The organism is Fructilactobacillus sp. X8R2C1, from assembly GCF_059900955.1.
In genome coordinates this window covers 150,467-166,754 of the sequence record NZ_JBWXVI010000003.1, presented here as the reverse complement: position 1 = coordinate 166,754, position 16,288 = coordinate 150,467, and the positions used below count along the sequence as shown (strand labels likewise).

At 41.9% G+C, this 16,288-nt stretch carries 14 protein-coding genes; 6 read left to right on the top strand and 8 right to left on the bottom strand.

Annotated features, from left to right (window positions below):
• Positions 1-24: 24 nt before the first annotated feature.
• From AC6UD6_RS04765 to AC6UD6_RS04745, 5 genes are all read right to left on the bottom strand, one after another.
• Positions 25-1,611 carry an L-lactate permease gene (locus tag AC6UD6_RS04765; protein ID WP_500695851.1) on the bottom strand — a complete coding sequence of 529 codons (1,587 nt, stop codon included), beginning with the start codon at positions 1,609-1,611 and terminating at the stop codon, positions 25-27.
• A 161-nt stretch (positions 1,612-1,772) separates the two neighbouring features.
• A complete protein-coding gene (locus tag AC6UD6_RS04760; protein ID WP_500695878.1) occupies positions 1,773-2,801 on the bottom strand; it encodes a zinc-binding alcohol dehydrogenase family protein in 1,029 nt (342 codons plus the stop codon).
• Between the two features lie 129 nt (positions 2,802-2,930).
• Entirely contained in the window at positions 2,931-3,278 is a 348-nt protein-coding gene (locus tag AC6UD6_RS04755) for a winged helix-turn-helix transcriptional regulator (protein ID WP_500695850.1), read from the bottom strand.
• Positions 3,279-3,454: 176 nt separating this feature from the next.
• The gene (gene yjeM, locus AC6UD6_RS04750; protein ID WP_500695849.1) at positions 3,455-4,939 is read right to left on the bottom strand and encodes a glutamate/gamma-aminobutyrate family transporter YjeM; all 1,485 of its coding nucleotides are present in this window, start codon (positions 4,937-4,939) and stop codon (positions 3,455-3,457) included.
• 92 nt (positions 4,940-5,031) lie between these two features.
• The gene (locus AC6UD6_RS04745; RefSeq protein ID WP_500695848.1) at positions 5,032-6,777 is read right to left on the bottom strand and encodes an ABC transporter ATP-binding protein; all 1,746 of its coding nucleotides are present in this window, start codon (positions 6,775-6,777) and stop codon (positions 5,032-5,034) included.
• A gap of 111 nt (positions 6,778-6,888) precedes the next feature.
• Here AC6UD6_RS04745 and AC6UD6_RS04740 point away from each other — a divergent pair, with 111 nt between their 5' ends.
• Complete coding sequence (locus AC6UD6_RS04740; protein ID WP_500695847.1) at positions 6,889-7,725, top strand: aldo/keto reductase; 837 nt, start codon at positions 6,889-6,891, stop codon at positions 7,723-7,725.
• A gap of 68 nt (positions 7,726-7,793) precedes the next feature.
• Here the strand turns inward: AC6UD6_RS04740 and AC6UD6_RS04735 are convergent, their stop codons facing one another.
• Both AC6UD6_RS04735 and AC6UD6_RS04730 read right to left on the bottom strand, forming a co-directional pair.
• Positions 7,794-8,297, bottom strand: coding sequence for a TetR/AcrR family transcriptional regulator (locus AC6UD6_RS04735; RefSeq protein WP_500695846.1), 504 nt, complete (start codon positions 8,295-8,297; stop codon positions 7,794-7,796).
• A gap of 180 nt (positions 8,298-8,477) precedes the next feature.
• Complete coding sequence (locus AC6UD6_RS04730; protein WP_500694108.1) at positions 8,478-9,314, bottom strand: DegV family protein; 837 nt, start codon at positions 9,312-9,314, stop codon at positions 8,478-8,480.
• A 279-nt stretch (positions 9,315-9,593) separates the two neighbouring features.
• On the opposite strand from AC6UD6_RS04730, the gene AC6UD6_RS04725 reads away from it, so the two are divergent.
• The 3 genes from AC6UD6_RS04725 to AC6UD6_RS04715 all read left to right on the top strand — a co-directional run bounded on the left by AC6UD6_RS04725 (position 9,594) and on the right by AC6UD6_RS04715 (position 13,315).
• Complete coding sequence (locus AC6UD6_RS04725) at positions 9,594-9,716, top strand: hypothetical protein (protein ID WP_500694107.1); 123 nt, start codon at positions 9,594-9,596, stop codon at positions 9,714-9,716.
• Between the two features lie 120 nt (positions 9,717-9,836).
• A complete protein-coding gene (locus AC6UD6_RS04720) occupies positions 9,837-11,030 on the top strand; it encodes an MDR family MFS transporter (protein WP_500695845.1) in 1,194 nt (397 codons plus the stop codon).
• Positions 11,031-11,041: 11 nt separating this feature from the next.
• Positions 11,042-13,315 (top strand): ATP-binding cassette domain-containing protein, encoded by a 2,274-nt coding sequence (locus AC6UD6_RS04715; RefSeq protein ID WP_500695844.1) that lies wholly within the window; start codon positions 11,042-11,044, stop codon positions 13,313-13,315.
• A gap of 45 nt (positions 13,316-13,360) precedes the next feature.
• Here AC6UD6_RS04715 and AC6UD6_RS04710 read toward each other — a convergent pair whose 3' ends face one another.
• A complete protein-coding gene (locus AC6UD6_RS04710) occupies positions 13,361-14,122 on the bottom strand; it encodes a hypothetical protein (protein ID WP_500695843.1) in 762 nt (253 codons plus the stop codon).
• A gap of 194 nt (positions 14,123-14,316) precedes the next feature.
• On the opposite strand from AC6UD6_RS04710, the gene AC6UD6_RS04705 reads away from it, so the two are divergent.
• Together AC6UD6_RS04705 and AC6UD6_RS04700 are read left to right on the top strand one after the other, a co-directional pair.
• Positions 14,317-14,733: a hypothetical protein gene (locus AC6UD6_RS04705; RefSeq protein ID WP_500694103.1), complete on the top strand. Its 417-nt coding sequence runs from the start codon at positions 14,317-14,319 to the stop codon at positions 14,731-14,733.
• A 366-nt stretch (positions 14,734-15,099) separates the two neighbouring features.
• Positions 15,100-16,278: an aminotransferase class I/II-fold pyridoxal phosphate-dependent enzyme gene (locus AC6UD6_RS04700; protein ID WP_500695842.1), complete on the top strand. Its 1,179-nt coding sequence runs from the start codon at positions 15,100-15,102 to the stop codon at positions 16,276-16,278.
• Positions 16,279-16,288: the final 10 nt, after the last annotated feature.

Sequence of the window (16,288 nt, the reverse complement as noted above, 5' to 3'; positions counted from 1 at the left end):
GATGGATTTTTTGTTTACCTGTAATTATTTGAATATGAAGATGGAAATAATGAGGAAGAAGAGATAGGCCGCCGCCGGAATGGCAGTCTTTCTCATCACCGTGCCCTCTTGACCTTTCAAGCCAACTACTCCACTAACGGAAACAATGTTGTAGACACAAATCATGTTTCCAACGGCGGCGCCGATGACTTGACCGGCGAGGATGAGAAATTTGTCTAAGCCAGCGTCCACGGCGACATCAGCCTGAATTGATGAGAAAGTCAAGGTCGAGACGGTCGTGCTCCCAGTGACAAATGATCCCACTGCGCCTAGGATTGGTGCGATTGCTAACCAGACGCCATGCAGGTGCGTAGCCATAAACGATGCCAAGTAACCGGGCATGCTGTCAAGTTTAGCGCCGTTAAAGTTGGTGTTAGTAAAGACCTGAACCATGATTAAAGTCACAATTAAGGTCAGAAGCGTGGTCTTCATTGACTTCACCACGTCCCACGCTTCGTGTGAAAACGAACGAAATGATTCTTCACGAAGCAGGACCGTTAGTAGGGCAACAATCAAGAGGACGGTTCCCGGTGAAGCTAAAAGGAGCCAGCTTGAGTCAATTGCCTTAAAGCCAAGAATGTTGGTTAATGATAGGTTGACGTGGCTGTTTAACCAGTTATGAACCGGTTTGACGAGTTTAGGGATCACTAATAGAACGACTACGAGGACGTATGGTAACCATGCTCTAATTAGTGAAATATCGGTTCGGGGCTCTTTGATGGTTACTTTTTCGGACTGCTGCCATGGATTTTTCTTAACATCCCTTGGTAGTAAGATGTTGAACTTAATACTTAAGATGGCAAAAATCAGCGCAATGATTGGGCTGATAACGGATGTTAATTCGTATCCCAGTAATAATTGACTGATAATGGTTGAAGTCGAGTAGATTAAACCAATGGCAAGACACCATGGAGTAACCTGTAAAACTGATTTGAAGCGGTGCTTGGTGTATTGGTTGGGAAGTAGGAAAACCAGCATCACGATTAGGATCAGCGGAACCAGGGTCCCACTGATTAACTCGAGGTTAGCAATCTTTAACCCGACTTTTCCCATCTCAGCCGTACTAACGGTGTTACTTAGACCAACCGTTAGCGGGGTCCCGACGGCTCCAAACGAGGCGGCCGTTGAGTCGGCGACAAGGGCCAAAACGATTGAAGATAGGGGCTTAAATCCCAGAGCGATTAGCAGTGGTGCGGTGACCATGGCTGGTGCTCCGAAACCTGAGACTCCCTCGATTAGGGAACCAAACAGAAAGACAATCAGGATGGCTTGTAGGCGCATGTCGGTGGTTAAATTGGTAAAGCCAGCGTTGATTCGATCCACTGATCCGGTGTATTCCAGTGCTCTTAGTAATAACAGTGCCCCAAGGAGGATCCAAGCAATCGTCAGACTTTTGTGGACTCCCTGAATGGCTGAAGCTGCCAGAGCTTTCATTGGCATTTTCCAGACCAATAAACTAGCTAAAATAACAAGTATTGCCGTTACACTCATTCCCTTTAAAGCTGGCATGTTTAAAAAGCCCAGCAGAATTATTGGGACTAGTATCGGAAACATTGAAACTAATAATTCCATATAATGTTTTCTCCTCTTAGTGTTTTGCGGTAAAGATGTCTTATAACTATTATACATTAGTTAGAAGCTTCAAGCGAAGCGGGTTATTTTCAAGGAGTTTTGGAAATAAAAAAAGCTAATCTTTAGTGATTAGCCTTTTATGGCACAAATCAATTATTTGATTATCGTTTTACAACAACCTTCCCCATCATTTGATGGGACTCCACCATACTGGTTGCTTTACGAAGATTTTTGGCAGAAATGGGACTAATTGTTTTAGTGAGGGTACTTTTAATTTTTCCCTCATCAAGTAGTTTTCCAATTTTATCCAGGATTATGTGTTGTGTAATCATGTTGGGAGTTTGGTACCATGATTTTTCATACATCCATTCCCAACCAAATCTTACCATCCGTGATTTTAATGGACTAAAGTTTAAATTTCTACCTGATCCAGTGGTGGATGCAATGTTTCCGGTTGGACCAATTAATTTTGTGATGGTTGACCAATAAGCATCAAGATTTGCTAATTCCAAAATATAATCAACGTGCTTAAACCCTAAATCATGAACCTGGTCAACAATGTTATCGTGATAGTCAACAACATGATCAGTTCCATGCTGTAATTCCCATTGCTTAGTCGTTTCGTTTCCTGCAGTTGCAATGACGTTCAAATTTGCCAGATGCGCTAATTGTGTTGCTACCGAACCAACGCCACCAGATCCATTAATGACTAAAATAGATTTTGACGAGTTGCCCTCTGTATCATTAATATCGATATCCATTTGTTCAAACATTGCTTCCCATGCCGTTATACTGGTTAGTGGCATCGCAGCAATTTCTTCAATACTTAGTTTTTTGGGTGCATGCCCCACTATTCTTTCGTCGACTAATTGATACTCACTGTCACTTCCAGGTCGTTTATACGATCCAGCATAAAAAACTTTATCACCAGTTTTAAAAATGCTCGTCTCTGCTCCAGTTGTAACTACAGTTCCGTAGGCGTCCCATCCCATTATCTTAGGATGAACAAGTTGCTTTCGTTGGGCGCGTCTAGTATAAACATCAACAGGATTTACCGATACAGCCTCTACTTTAACCAATAAATCGTGAGGTTTAGGGGTAGGGACTTCTGTACTAAATTCAAATAGACTGTCTGGATTTTTAATTGATAAATATTTAGTAAAGCCAATTGCCTTCATGTTCTTTTTCATCATCTATCTAATCTCCTTATTTAAGTTACTGTTAATTTTAAGGAGAAAATGATGCTTTACAATAATGTAATTTTTGTTACTAGGTTACAAGATTTTCACTAGATAATTAGATTACTGTGGTTGAAGCTTTTATCTCTGATCGTCGTTGATTGAATTATACAGTTTTCCCCATTTTTCCATTTCATCAATAACCGGTTTTAGTGATTCACCAAATTTAGTGATTTTGTATTCTGTTTTTGGTGGAACGACAGGATAGACCTTCTTTTCAATGATATTATCGTTTTCTAGTTCCTTTAATTGTAGCGCCAGCATACGTTTTGAGCAGCCGTTGATCTGCTTATTTAAATAATTAAATCTAACTACTTTACTTTTAAATAAGTGATACAAAATAACACTTTTCCATTTGCCAGAGATTATTTGTAATGTACTTTCAACTGGGCAGCCTTCTTGACAATTATATAAATGTCTATTGCTCATGACTTTTACTTCTCTCTTTATTTTGATCAAAATATCATTGAAGTTGTCTACACACCTAGTATACGCTATATCTTTGGATAACTTTGTGTTCTTATTGAATGTAATGAATTTAAATTAAAGTATTATTTACTAATAAAAAATGAGACGCCCTCACCAAAGGGACGTCTCATTTTTGCTTATTTACTTAGATATTTCTTTTCGTAGTGGTGGTACAAAAGATAACCCACAATACCAAACAAGACAGGTCCAACGACCATCCAGATACTGCTTACGTAGTTGCCACTCAAAGCGGGAGCGATAATCGTAAAAATAATGGCAAAACCGACCGTTAGCATTACGACACAGACCGCTAATTTGGCGACCAGTGAATTCTTGTAGAAGACAAAGGGCTTCTTGATTTTCTGGTTGGCTTTAAAACCAATGAACGAGAAGGCAATGAACAGGTACGGAATTACCATGGCCACGTTGGTCATCTGAACCAGGATGTTGAAGAAAGCTTTGGCACTTTGTCCTCCAAATGAGATTACGAGGATGAATAAGATGACTAAGAGTCCCTGAATCACCATGGCATTGCCTGGTACGTTGTGTCTGTTGATTTTGGTAAAGAACCTCGGCCAAATTTCCTTGGGAGTGCCCTCCACGATCGTCTTGATTGGCGAAATGACGAGTGTGATGAAGGCCCCACTCAGTGCTAGAAAAATGGAAACCCCAACGTAACGGCTGACCCACATCCCGATTTGAACGGAGACGCTATGAGGAAAGTTCAGGGCGGTCCCCAGTTGATAACCAAAGTTATTCATGATAACGAAGGGGATGTTGACTAGGTTAATGTTGTGTTTTGAACCCAAGACCTGGTTCCAGTTCGTAAAAGCTCCAACCATGAAAATCCCAATCGAATAGACGACGGAAATGGTGATGGCCGAGATGGTGATTCCCTTAGGAAAAGTCTTTTCGGGAGTCTTGGTTTGATCGACGAGGCCCCCAATGGTTTCTAGTCCACCGTAGGCAAAGATTGCGTATACGATAAATCCGAGGACATTAATTAATGAATCGTATTGCGGATTGGGTGATACTAAGACGGCTTTCCAGGAGAGCGGCTGAAAGGTATGTCCGTTAATTAAAAGGATGATGGCCCCACCAACAATGAGGATTACATTGGTTAGCATTGCCGCAAACCCGCCGATGGAAGTTACCTTCTGAATTTGACTGATCCCACGGGTAGCAATGAACGTAATCACGATCATCAAAAGGACGGCTAAAAGGCCGATGGTTTCAACGCTTGAAAGTCCAAAGAGATGAGCATCTGACGTTTTATCAACGCCGAAGATTGCATTTGAAAGTGGGACCCAGATGGCGGAACTGGTGTTGACCATCCAGATGATGGCGGAAGCATACCACATGGAGATTCCCGTGAAGGCGAATTTAGGATTAACTGATTCGCTCATCCAAGTGTAGATGCCACCGTGCTTTTCTGAAAAAGCCGCACCAAACTCCGCAATCATGAACGCGAACGGGATGAAGAAGCAGAGCGCTGCCAGGATGTACCAGATGATTGAGGCATACCCCATTAGATAGAACGCTCTGGAAATGTTCGCTGATCCGAAGACGGATGTAAAGATCATTAAGACTAACGCAAATAATGATAACTTTTTATTGTCCATCAAATGTAACCTCCAATTTCTTAAATAATTCTTAAAGTATAACAGGAAAATCCCGATTTGTGACACAAAAAAAGAATTCATTGCTGAATTCCTTATTTTTTGAATTGAATTTTAACGTATTCGCGATACTTGGGCAAAGTCTTGATTAACTCTTCGTGAGTCCCGTGTCCACTGATTTCACCGTGGTCAACAAAGTAAATGTCGTCTGAATCAACGATGGTACTCAATCGGTGAGCAATAATGAGGGTAGTACGACCCTTCATGAGTTGATGAAGCGCCTTTTGAACCATGGCCTCTGATTGTGAATCAAGACTGGCCGTGGCTTCGTCAAGCATCAAGATTTTTGGATCTCGCAAAAAGGCCCGAGCGATCGCGAGTCGTTGCCTTTGGCCACCACTGACCTTGATTCCTCGTTCACCAACTTGAGTGGAAAGTCCGTCGGGCATCTCTTTCACAAAGCCCTCCGCGTACGCCAGGCTTAGGACGTGCCAGAGTTGGTCATCGGTAAACTGCTCGTCTAGTCCATAGGTCAAATTATGGCGAATCGTCCCCGCCATGATGGCTGAATCCTGACTAACCAGTCCGATTTGATGCCGCCAGTTGGAGAGGTTAATGTCCTCGATGTTTTCCTTGCCAATTGTAAGGGTGCCAGACGTTGGTTGGTAGTAACGTTCAATCAAACTGAAGATGGTTGATTTTCCACTTCCAGAAGGTCCAACGAAGGCCGTAGTTTGATTGGGCTTGGCGGCGACATTGACTTTTTTTAAGACCGGTTCGTCGGGGTCGTAGGCAAAACTAACGTCATTGAGGCGCAACGTTTTACCGCCAATATCATCTGAGAAGCCTGACGCAAAGTCTTCTTCGGGTTCAATGAGGAGTTCTCGGACGTGTTCGGTAGAACCATTGGCCTTCGAGAGGTCAGTGACAAAACGACCCAGCATGCTAACGGGACCAATGATTTGAAACAGGTACATTAGAAAGGCAAACATGGTTCCGATGGTCATAGCTCCAATGGCAACCCGATGAGCGCCATATGCCAAGATTCCAACAATCATAGCCATCATGACCGTGTTCAGAATTGGTCCCGCAATGGAGTCATAGACCGACTCTTTGAGACCGATTCGATACAGATTGTGAATCAGGTTAGAACCAGCGTTGGTTTCGTACGGTTCGGCATTTGACGATTTAACTAAGCGAATTTCGTTTAAAGTTTCCTGCGCCTTTCCGCTGAAATCAGCCATTTGGTCCTGACGCGACTTCCCAATCTGACTTGACTTGTGAATGATTGGTCGCATCACGGTCATGACGATGGGAATGGCAATAAACATGATTAAGGCCATTCGCCAGTCCATGATTAGCATGATGATTAAGGCTCCGATCAGTTGAAAGATCGACGTAATCGTGTTGGGAAATGAAACTGACAGTAAGTCTTTAATCTGATCCGTGTCACTCACGAGCCGCGAAGTCATTTTTCCGGTCTTCACGCTATCAAAATAGTGAACGTTTAACTTCACCATTTTCTCCCATAGTAGTTCTCGAAGGTTAGCCACTACGTCTTCACCGAAGAAACCCAGGAGCGTTCCTGAGCCTGCGTTAATGAGGGCACTTAAGACGAATAAAATAACCATGGCAAAAATCAGGACTAGACTCACGCCCTTGGCGAAGTCGTTCACCATGACCTGGGCAATCTTTGGAACCGTTAGTTGGGCTCCGGTAGCGACTAGTCCCAGGATCAGTCCGACCATTAGTTGCCAGTAGTGGGGTTTAGTTTGTCGAATTAGATGGAAGAATCCCCGAAAGTTAAAGGATCCGTTATTTTTTTGGTTTTTCTTTTTCACGTTATCACTCCTTAAATCGTAACTACTATCCTATCACAAATCGACTTGCTTGAAACGAATATTCATTCCGCCTATCCTAATCGTAGAAACACATTGAGAGGAGTTCTCATCATGGAATATGAGTATTACACGTTAAATAACGGAATGCAGGTTCCAAAGATTGGTTTTGGGACCTATCTTTTAAAGGGTTTTGAAGGTGCAATGGCGATCACTTCTGCCATTCATAAGGGTTACCGGTTAATTGACACTGCCTATAACTACGAAAACGAAGGGGCCGTTGGTCGTGGAATTGAAAATTCGAACGTCCGCCGTTCTGATTTGTTGGTAACTTCAAAGTTGCCAGGCCGTTACTACGACCGAAAGAGTGCCATTAATGCCATTCAAGAGTCACTTTATCGGGCTGGTCTAGACTACTTTGATATCTACTTGTTGCACTGGCCTAATCCCAAAGAGGGGAACTACGTTGAAGCATGGCAAGCACTGATTGATGCCCAACAGTATGGTTTGATTCGGACGATCGGAGTCTGTAACTTCCTACCAGACTACTTGGACAAGCTAGTTGATGAAACTGGTGTCATGCCATCAATCAACCAGATTGAACTTCATCCCTACTTTAATCAGGCTGATATGCGTCACTATGATGAAGAACACGGGATTTTAACCGAAGACTGGAGCCCACTTGGTCGTGCCAGTGAGATGTTAAAGAACCCAGTTCTGGTTGATATGGCCGCTAAGTACCATAAAAACGTTGGTCAATTGATTTTACGCTGGGAGATTCAGTTAGGAACCCTGCCAATTCCTAAGTCAGCTCATCCTGGTAGACAGAGTGGTAATTTGAACGTCTTTGACTTTGAGATTACTCCTGAAGATATGGAAACGATTGATTCGTTAACCAAACCAGATGGTCGAACCCACAACCAAGATCCAGCCACTTACGAAGAATTTTAGATTAATTAATGCTTGAAATCAATTAATAAAGGAGACCCAGAAGTGGGTCTCCTTTTTGTACGGATTAATTAATAAATAATTTCAAGAACTTTTTGAAGCCGATGAAGTAATTTTTCAGAATCTTTAGGAGATTCCATTGCTTCTTTAATCGTCTGGTGGCACAGAACGGTGATGGCCCACCGTTTGGCTGGCAGATTAATGATTGCCGAATCATCAATGTTTTTCTGATTATGCAGGATGTCCATCTGAATAAATTCAAAGTATTCACTTTCAGCACTATCTTCTAGAAAGGAACGGGCGGCATCAACGTAGTCGCTTGGTTTCAGTTCATCAAGCTTTTTATTTGTGAAAGGTCGATGAATGGTTGATAAAACCAGTCTGCGCGTGTAATCATAGCCGCCCTTTAAAGTAATGAAGTATTTGTAGTAGGCTCCACGTGAGATTTTGGCATCCTTGATGATCCTGGCAACTTGGGCGTCAGCGAAGGGATGAGCGGAAAATTCATTTAAAAGGGCACTGTTGATGCGATCCTTTTTTGCCTGGGGGAGATTTACAAAAGTTGACGATGGCATAAAAAATCCTTCCTTCTATGTAATAATTTAATTATACCCACATGTTGACACGGTGTTAACCGCTAATTTATCATAATTGGCTCATTAAAAGTCCGAATAAACAAGCGATGATTCCATGATTTTCCCCTTTCATAATAAAAGACCGAACATAAATGTCCGATCTTAATTGTTAGGATTAAGTTAGGCGAAGATGTAGCCAAATCCACCGGGACCGACGTGGGTCATAACGATGGGACTTGTCAGACGGCAAGTGACGTCGATGTCAGGTCGTGCTTCCTTGATCTTAGCGGCAATTTTCTTTGGGGCCGTTCCGTCGTCAACGTATGAAAGACCAACTTCGGAAATATCCTTATTATTAATGATTTCATCGGTGACTTGATTGGCAATCTTGGTCATTTTCTTGATGCCACGGCACTTGTACTTCAGTTTTAAAGTTCCCTCAGTCAGTTGAATTACGGGCTTTAGTTGAATTAGTGAAGAAATAAAGCCAACCGCCCGGCTAGCACGCCCACCCTTGACCATGTAATCAAAACTGTTGATGAAAACGTAGGTCATGATGGTTGGTACAAAAGCCTTTAAATTGTCCATAATTTCGTTAACAGACTTGCCTTGATCTGCCAATTTTTTGGCACGTATGACAGCAAAAGTAAGACCACTATCAGTTGAATCACTGTCTAGGACTGAGATGTCTCCGCCCACTTGTTTGGCAGCGGTCCTAGCCGTCTCAACCGTTCCACTTAAAACCTTGGTTAAATGAATGGAGATGATTGAAGCGTCTGGATCTTCTTTTTGAATTTTTTCGTAGGCTTGAATGAATTGACCCAGAGAAGGTTGACTGGTCTTCGGAAATTCTTTGTCGTTTGCAAGATGATCGGAGAATTCTTTTCTGGTAATGTCAACACCATCTTCATAAGTTTTACCATCAATGGTAACCTGAAGTGGTACGACCGTGAGATTATTTTTTTGAATTTCATCTGGGGTTAATTGAGCAGTTGAATCAGTAACAATATGAATCATGTGTTTCTCCCTCCAATTAACGTTTCGTTAATTTGCCTTATGGACCTTAATTATAGTAGAAGGATCGGTTTTTTCCCAGTTAAAATTGGATTTAATTTTAGTAGAGAGTTTGGTTAAGCGTGGGACAGGTAACTTCATCTTTGAAAGTGCGGTTACATAGTGTGAATGGTGTAACCGGTTGGCAATCACATTATAAAAATTATAAATTAGAGAAAGAAGTAGCTTTTTTGTTGCAAACAAGATATAACTATATTAGGGAGAAAAGCAGGGAGTTTCATCATGAAAAATAAAATGAAAATCCTGTTAACCAGTGTTGTTTCGGTGCTGGTAGCGGGTTCGATGGTAGCCGGATTGGTTGCCAAAAAGCGTGATAACGAAAAGAAGCATGCGACAAAAAAGTAAGCATTGCTGATTATTAGGGGGATTTCAACTACGGTTGAGTTTCCCCTTTTATTATGGTCGATCGTGTAAGCGTTGAAATTAAAGAAAAAATTAAAATGAATAATGAAGTGAGGCAAGCAAATGGTAAAAGGAAGAAAAAAAGAATTAAGGTTGAGTACCGTTTTAATCTATTCGTTACTATTAAATACCGGGTCATCCTTTATGTGGCCGCTAACCACGGTCTACATGCATAATTACCTTCATGAATCTCTGACAACGGCCGGCATCGTGCTGTTTGCCATGTCAATGTTCATGATTATTGGGAACTATCTGGGTGGTTATCTTTTCGATCGCTGGTCACCATATAAGACCGCCATCATCAGTGTCCTAATTACGATGACTTCGATTGTGACTTTGATCTTCTTTCACGGCTGGCCCATTTTTGGAATTATGTTACTGCTGTACGGACTGGGTAACGGCTCCAGCATGACGCTCTTAAATTCGTACGCATCGATGATCACCTCTAAAAGTACGCGATACGTTTTTAATTCGTTGTACGTGGGGCTTAATCTGGGGGTCGTTGTCGGAACCGCGTTGGTTGGTTTCTTGATGAAGTACGGGATTTCGATTGTTTTCATCGTGGCAACGGGTTTTTACATTGTGTTGTTGTTGATGACGATTTTTGAATTTAACATTAAATTACATCGACCAGAACCGACGGCCGTTAAGCGTTCACAAGATGACGACGATGTTTCTGAGAAAAAGAGTCGCGGTTTAAAACTGATTTGGCTAATCTGCATCATGGTTTTTTGTATTTATATGAGTTATACGCTCTGGGAAAGTGTCATGTCAGTTCATATGACCCAGTTGGGAATCTCGTTTGAAAATTATAGTTTCTTGTGGACGATTAACGGGTTATTGATTGTTTTCATTCAACCAATTATTAATAAAATTGGTACCCGGTTTAAGATGAGTCGGCAGATTGCCTTTGGGGTAATCATTTTTGCCCTGAGCTTCTTTATGTTAATATTTGCTAAACGGTACGCCGTCTTCGTGATTATCATGGTCATTTTGACCTTTGGTGAAATGAATGGATTGCCGGGAATTCCGGCTTGGATTGATACGTTGGCGGATCCCAGACAAAAAGGGAAGTTTCAGGGACTATTTAATATTTTTATGTCACTTGGAAGAGCAGTGGGACCACTCTTTGGTGGATTAATGGTTGAATTTTTCAACTATCCCGCTTTATTTATCGTATCCGGCGGACTGATTTTATTCGCATTGTTCTGTGTGATGAGCGAATCAAGAAAGTTAAGTAAAACACGTCAAGATTAGTGAGGTAAACCATGGTCGACACTTATTATAAAGATTCAATTGATGTGTCTGACGCACACCAAAATAATTTAAAGCACGTTAACGTCAAACTCCCTAAACACGAAATCACCGTTTTTGTCGGTGAGTCCGGATCGGGGAAATCGTCGTTAGTATTCGACACGATTGCGGCCATGTCACGTCGTGAACTAAACGAAACGTTTCCTAGTTTTTCACAACAGTATCTCCCAAAGTACGGGCAGCCGCAAGTTGGTGACATCAAAAATTTGCCAGTTGCCATTGCAATTGAACAGAAACAACTAACCGGCAACGCCCGGTCGACGCTTGCCACCTATACGGGAATCTACTCGTTATTACGGCTCCTGTTCTCACGGGTTGGAAAGCCATTTGTGGGATACTCGGAGGTCTTTTCGTTTAACCTGCCGCAGGGGATGTGTCCGTACTGTCAGGGATTAGGTTATGTCGATGAAGTTGATGAGTCAAAGTTAATTGATCCAGAAAAGTCACTTAATGACGGAGCGATTACCTTCGTTAGTTTTGGACCCGGAACCTGGCGTTGGCGGGGATACGGTTACAGTGGTTTATTTGATAATGACAAACCAATTAAAGATTATACTCCCGAAGAGTATGACTTGTTGATGCACGCGCCACAACAAAAACTGTCCAATGCGCCCGCTTACTACAAAACGAGCCAGTACGAGGGTGTGGTTCCCAGAATCAAACGTTCAATCATCAACAGTCGTGAGGGTAAGCACCACAAAGAAGCCATTAGTGAGATTGTGACCCGGGAAGTTTGCCCGGTATGTAAGGGAGCTCGACTTAACCCCAGATCTTTGAGTGTTAAGATTAATGATTTTAACATTAACGACGTTTCTAAGATGGACCTGGTTCAGTTCTTGGACTTTTTGGAGTCCATTAAAGATAACCTTGGAGATGAAATCATCCGGGGTTTAGAGTCTAAGATTAAACCTTTAATCGACATTGGATTAGGGTACTTGACCCTCGATCGGACCACCAGCACCTTATCAGGTGGTGAAGTGCAACGTATTAAGATTGCTAAACACCTGACTAATTCACTGTCGGATATTCTGTACGTTTTTGATGAACCCAGTGTAGGGCTCCATCCCCATGACATCGCTTTGATTAAAAAAGCTATGATTAACCTAAAGAAGAAGGGTAATACCATCTTTATCGTTGACCACAACCCAGAGATCATGTCGATTGCCGATCACGTGGTCGAAGTTGGCCCTAAATCTGGGGCTGACGGTGGAAAGATTACCTTTACCGGAAGTTATCCAGAAGTGTTGGATTCTGATACTTTGACCGGAAAATGGTTAAGGGCACCCCATCACTTCGCCAAACCACTTCAACCCAAGGGATTTGTAAACTTAGAGCACGTTCACATGCATAACATTGACGATGTGAGTGTCAAGGTGCCAACCGGGATTATGACCGTTTTGTCAGGAGTGGCTGGATCTGGTAAGAGTTCACTAGCGGAGGCCATGAAGGACCATCTAAATGGCAATTACGTTGATCTGACGCAAAAACAAGCCGGCATCAGTATTCGTTCCACTCCCGTGACCTATCTCAACATTTTAAACCCAATTCGAAGGCTTTTTGCGAAGGCCAACAACGTTTCAACCCAACTCTTTAGTTACAACGGCAAGGGTGCTTGTCCGCGTTGTAAGGGGAAAGGGGTCACAATTACCAATATGGCCTTTATGGATCCGGTTGTTCAGACCTGTGAGTTGTGTCACGGGAAACGCTACAGTCAGGAAGCCTTGGGATACAAGTACCACGAGCAAGACATCGCCGACGTTTTATCAATGTCGGTTGCTCACGCGGCTGAATTCTTCAAGGATGTCCCTGAAATCGCCAATCCTTTGAAACAGATGAGCGAAGTTGGATTGGATTATTTAGCGTTAAACCAAGCTTTGACCACGTTATCCGGTGGTGAACTGCAGCGGTTACGGTTGGCCCAGATGCTAGAAGAGAAGGGCAAGATTTACTTTCTTGATGAACCCACGGCCGGTCTGCACATGAATGATACGCAACGATTGCTGAAGTTATTTAAACGAATGGTTGCCGATGGTGATTCTCTTATTATCGTTGAACACAACCTTGATGTAATCAGTCAGGCTGACTGGTTGATTGACATGGGACCTGGAGCCGGAACGTACGGTGGAAACGTCCTGTACAGTGGAATTCCCGAGGGATCGGAAAAAGTTCCCCAATCATTTACCGGAAAAGCCCTTAAAAAGTACATGTTGCCTTATAAAGAAAGATAAACAAAAAGAGATCATCACTGATATCAGTGATGATCTCTTTTTGCATTAGAATCCGATGAAAGACTCAATGTTGGCTTTTATCATATTGATACCATCTTGGATGGTCATGATAATTTGTTGAAGAGCATTATTATCCCGTTCACTAGCATTTTGTTCGATTTCTTGTTTGGCTTTTTCGATAACATCTTGAGTTTTTTGGTTAGCTGCATTACTGCCATTGTTGCCACCATTATCAGCATTATTTTCTGGTTTATTGTTATAATTTTTAACCACCACGGGCGGATTTTGTTTAACCTGTTGCTGAGCACTCTTTCCTGAACGGTATAAGCCAAAGATGCCCAACAAAATGATAATTAGAAAAATAATGACGACCCAGCGGAACCAGTGATGTTTCTTCTTTTTGGGAGCACTTTGGTACTGCGTTTGATTGGGTGCTGTTCTATCAACACCCGGGGAAACCACCTGTGCACTTGGTGCGTACACCAAGTTATAAGTGAGCGTTCCTCTTGCAAAAGTTCCGTTGATATTCTCGTTCGGATTGACGGCCACGACCCGACCCATGTTTGCCGGATAATCAACGTTTCGTTTAAAGGTGACGTTAGTGAGGTAACTGACGGCATTCTGATCGCCACTAAGTCCCTGAACGACGTATCCCTTTAGGTCAGGGACTTCGATTGAAAATGCTTCCCCGGGAGTTTGCGAATATTTTAATGGGTTAGTCAAATTTTGACCGTTTTTATCAACAACGTTAATAACTACATTTCCGACATTGCGGTCCATTCGACTACCAACTGTTTCATTGTTCATTGATTGAGTGCTCCTTTAATCAGTTTATATGCATTATCTTACCATTATTTCTCAATCTCACAAAAAGAATCCAACCCAATTTCCCGCACCTTAATGGGAGATCAGGTGTCGATTAGTCGCTTTAAATGTGATATCATGGTTACTGTAAGTGATAGTCATTAACTATCAGACTGAATATTGAGAGGAAGAATGACATGAGCGAAAAAAAGATTATTGAAAAACTCGATGACATTAAAGATTACGAAGACAAAATGGCTGATTTAGTGTCAGCAATCTTGACCGACCAACCTTGGGAACAAACTGATGAAGTTCGAAACGTTTACTTTTTGGATGTAACTGATTTTGGGAAAGACCTTCAAGACGTTTTGGACCAAATGAACGTTTTGCGTGACCAATACGATGAAACATTACACTCATACTTGGGTGTTCCATTCATCCCTTACGTTCCACTATCAAAATTAACTGATGCCGCTTTTCAAACTTTAGTTGACGTTGACCCAACGGACAACATCACTAAGACTAAGAAGAACAGTGTTTTTGTTGATTCACGTGTTATTGATAGTAAAGATGGTAAGCACATTAGCTTGGACTTACAATTTAACGAACAATAAGATTAAGTGTAAAGAGAGTTGACACCTTGGTGTTAGCTCTCTTTTTTATGGCGTTTTTGAAATAAATATTTTAAAAATGATTGACAGAAAGTGATTTGAGTTGTTTAATTAGTGGCAATTAAAGAAGAGGAGGAATATTCCATGAATAATCATATTGATCATCAAAACGACCTTTATACTTACTTTACTTGGTACAAGTGCGTATCTAAGTAAGGTTGTTTTGAGGGCCTAATTAGATACCGTAAGGATACTAACTAGGCTAATTACAGATTATCGTTGGATATTCCTAATAACGAATGTGTTTTTAATCCCAGTTAGCATCGAATGTTAACTGGGATTTTTTTGTCTATCGAAAGGAGAATTAGAATGTCAAAAGCATTAATAAGTAAAATGAATCAAGAAATGTTGCAGCTATCACCATCGTCGATTTTAAAATTTAATGATGAGGTGAGTCAGATTCCTGATATTATTCCGTTAACGTTAGGAGAACCAGACTTTAATACTCCCGAACACGTTAAGGACGCGGCAATTAAAAGTATTCAACAAAATGAGAGTCACTATGCCCCAACCAAGGGAACTAAGCGACTGCGGGATGCAGCAGCGCACTTTTTACAAAGTAAATACGATTTAAACTACGACCCGGAGACGGAGATCATTATGACCGCTGGAGCAACCGGCGGAATTTATACGGCGTTAACATCGGTCTTAAATCCTGGGGATGAGGTTTTAATTCCAACGCCGATTTTTCCACTCTACTTTCCGATTATTAAACTGCGGGGAGCCACCCCAATTTTTATGGACACCTCTAAAACTGACTTTGTCCTCACTCCAGAACAATTAGAACAAAATTTAAGGGATCACCCTAAAACCAAGGCGATTGTCTTGAACTTTCCCACTAATCCCACTGGCAAAACTTATCAGCCTGACGAACTCCAAAAACTGGCCGATGTGATTAAAAAGCACGATATTTTTGTGATTTCTGACGAAATTTACAGCGAACTGACTTATGATGGCAAACACACCTCAATCGCTAAATATCTTCCCGAACAAACCATTTTATTGAATGGGGTTTCAAAGTCACACGCGATGACCGGATGGAGAATTGGGATCATGGCGGCGCCTAAAGACATCACTAGTCAACTTGAAAAAATCGATCAATTTACGATCACTTCAACCACCACAAACGCGCAAGCTGCGGCCGCCGAAGCCCTTGGAAACGGAATGAATGATACTGATGCCATGAAGAAAGAGTACCGAAAGCGACGTGATTTTGTCTACGAGAAATTGAATGCGATGGGCTTTAAGATGGCCAATCCCGATGGCGCTTTTTACATTTTCGCTAAAATCCCTGATGGTTTAATTCAAAATAGTATGGACTTTAGTTATGACTTAGCCCGTAAAGCTAAGGTAGCCGTCATTCCCGGAAGTTCATTTGGGCCAGGCGGCGAGGGATACGTTCGCATTAGTTATGCTACTTCAATGGAAAACTTAAAAGAAGCCATGGACCGAATTAGTGAATATGTCGAAAAAGAAAGAGAAAAATAGTGGTGACACC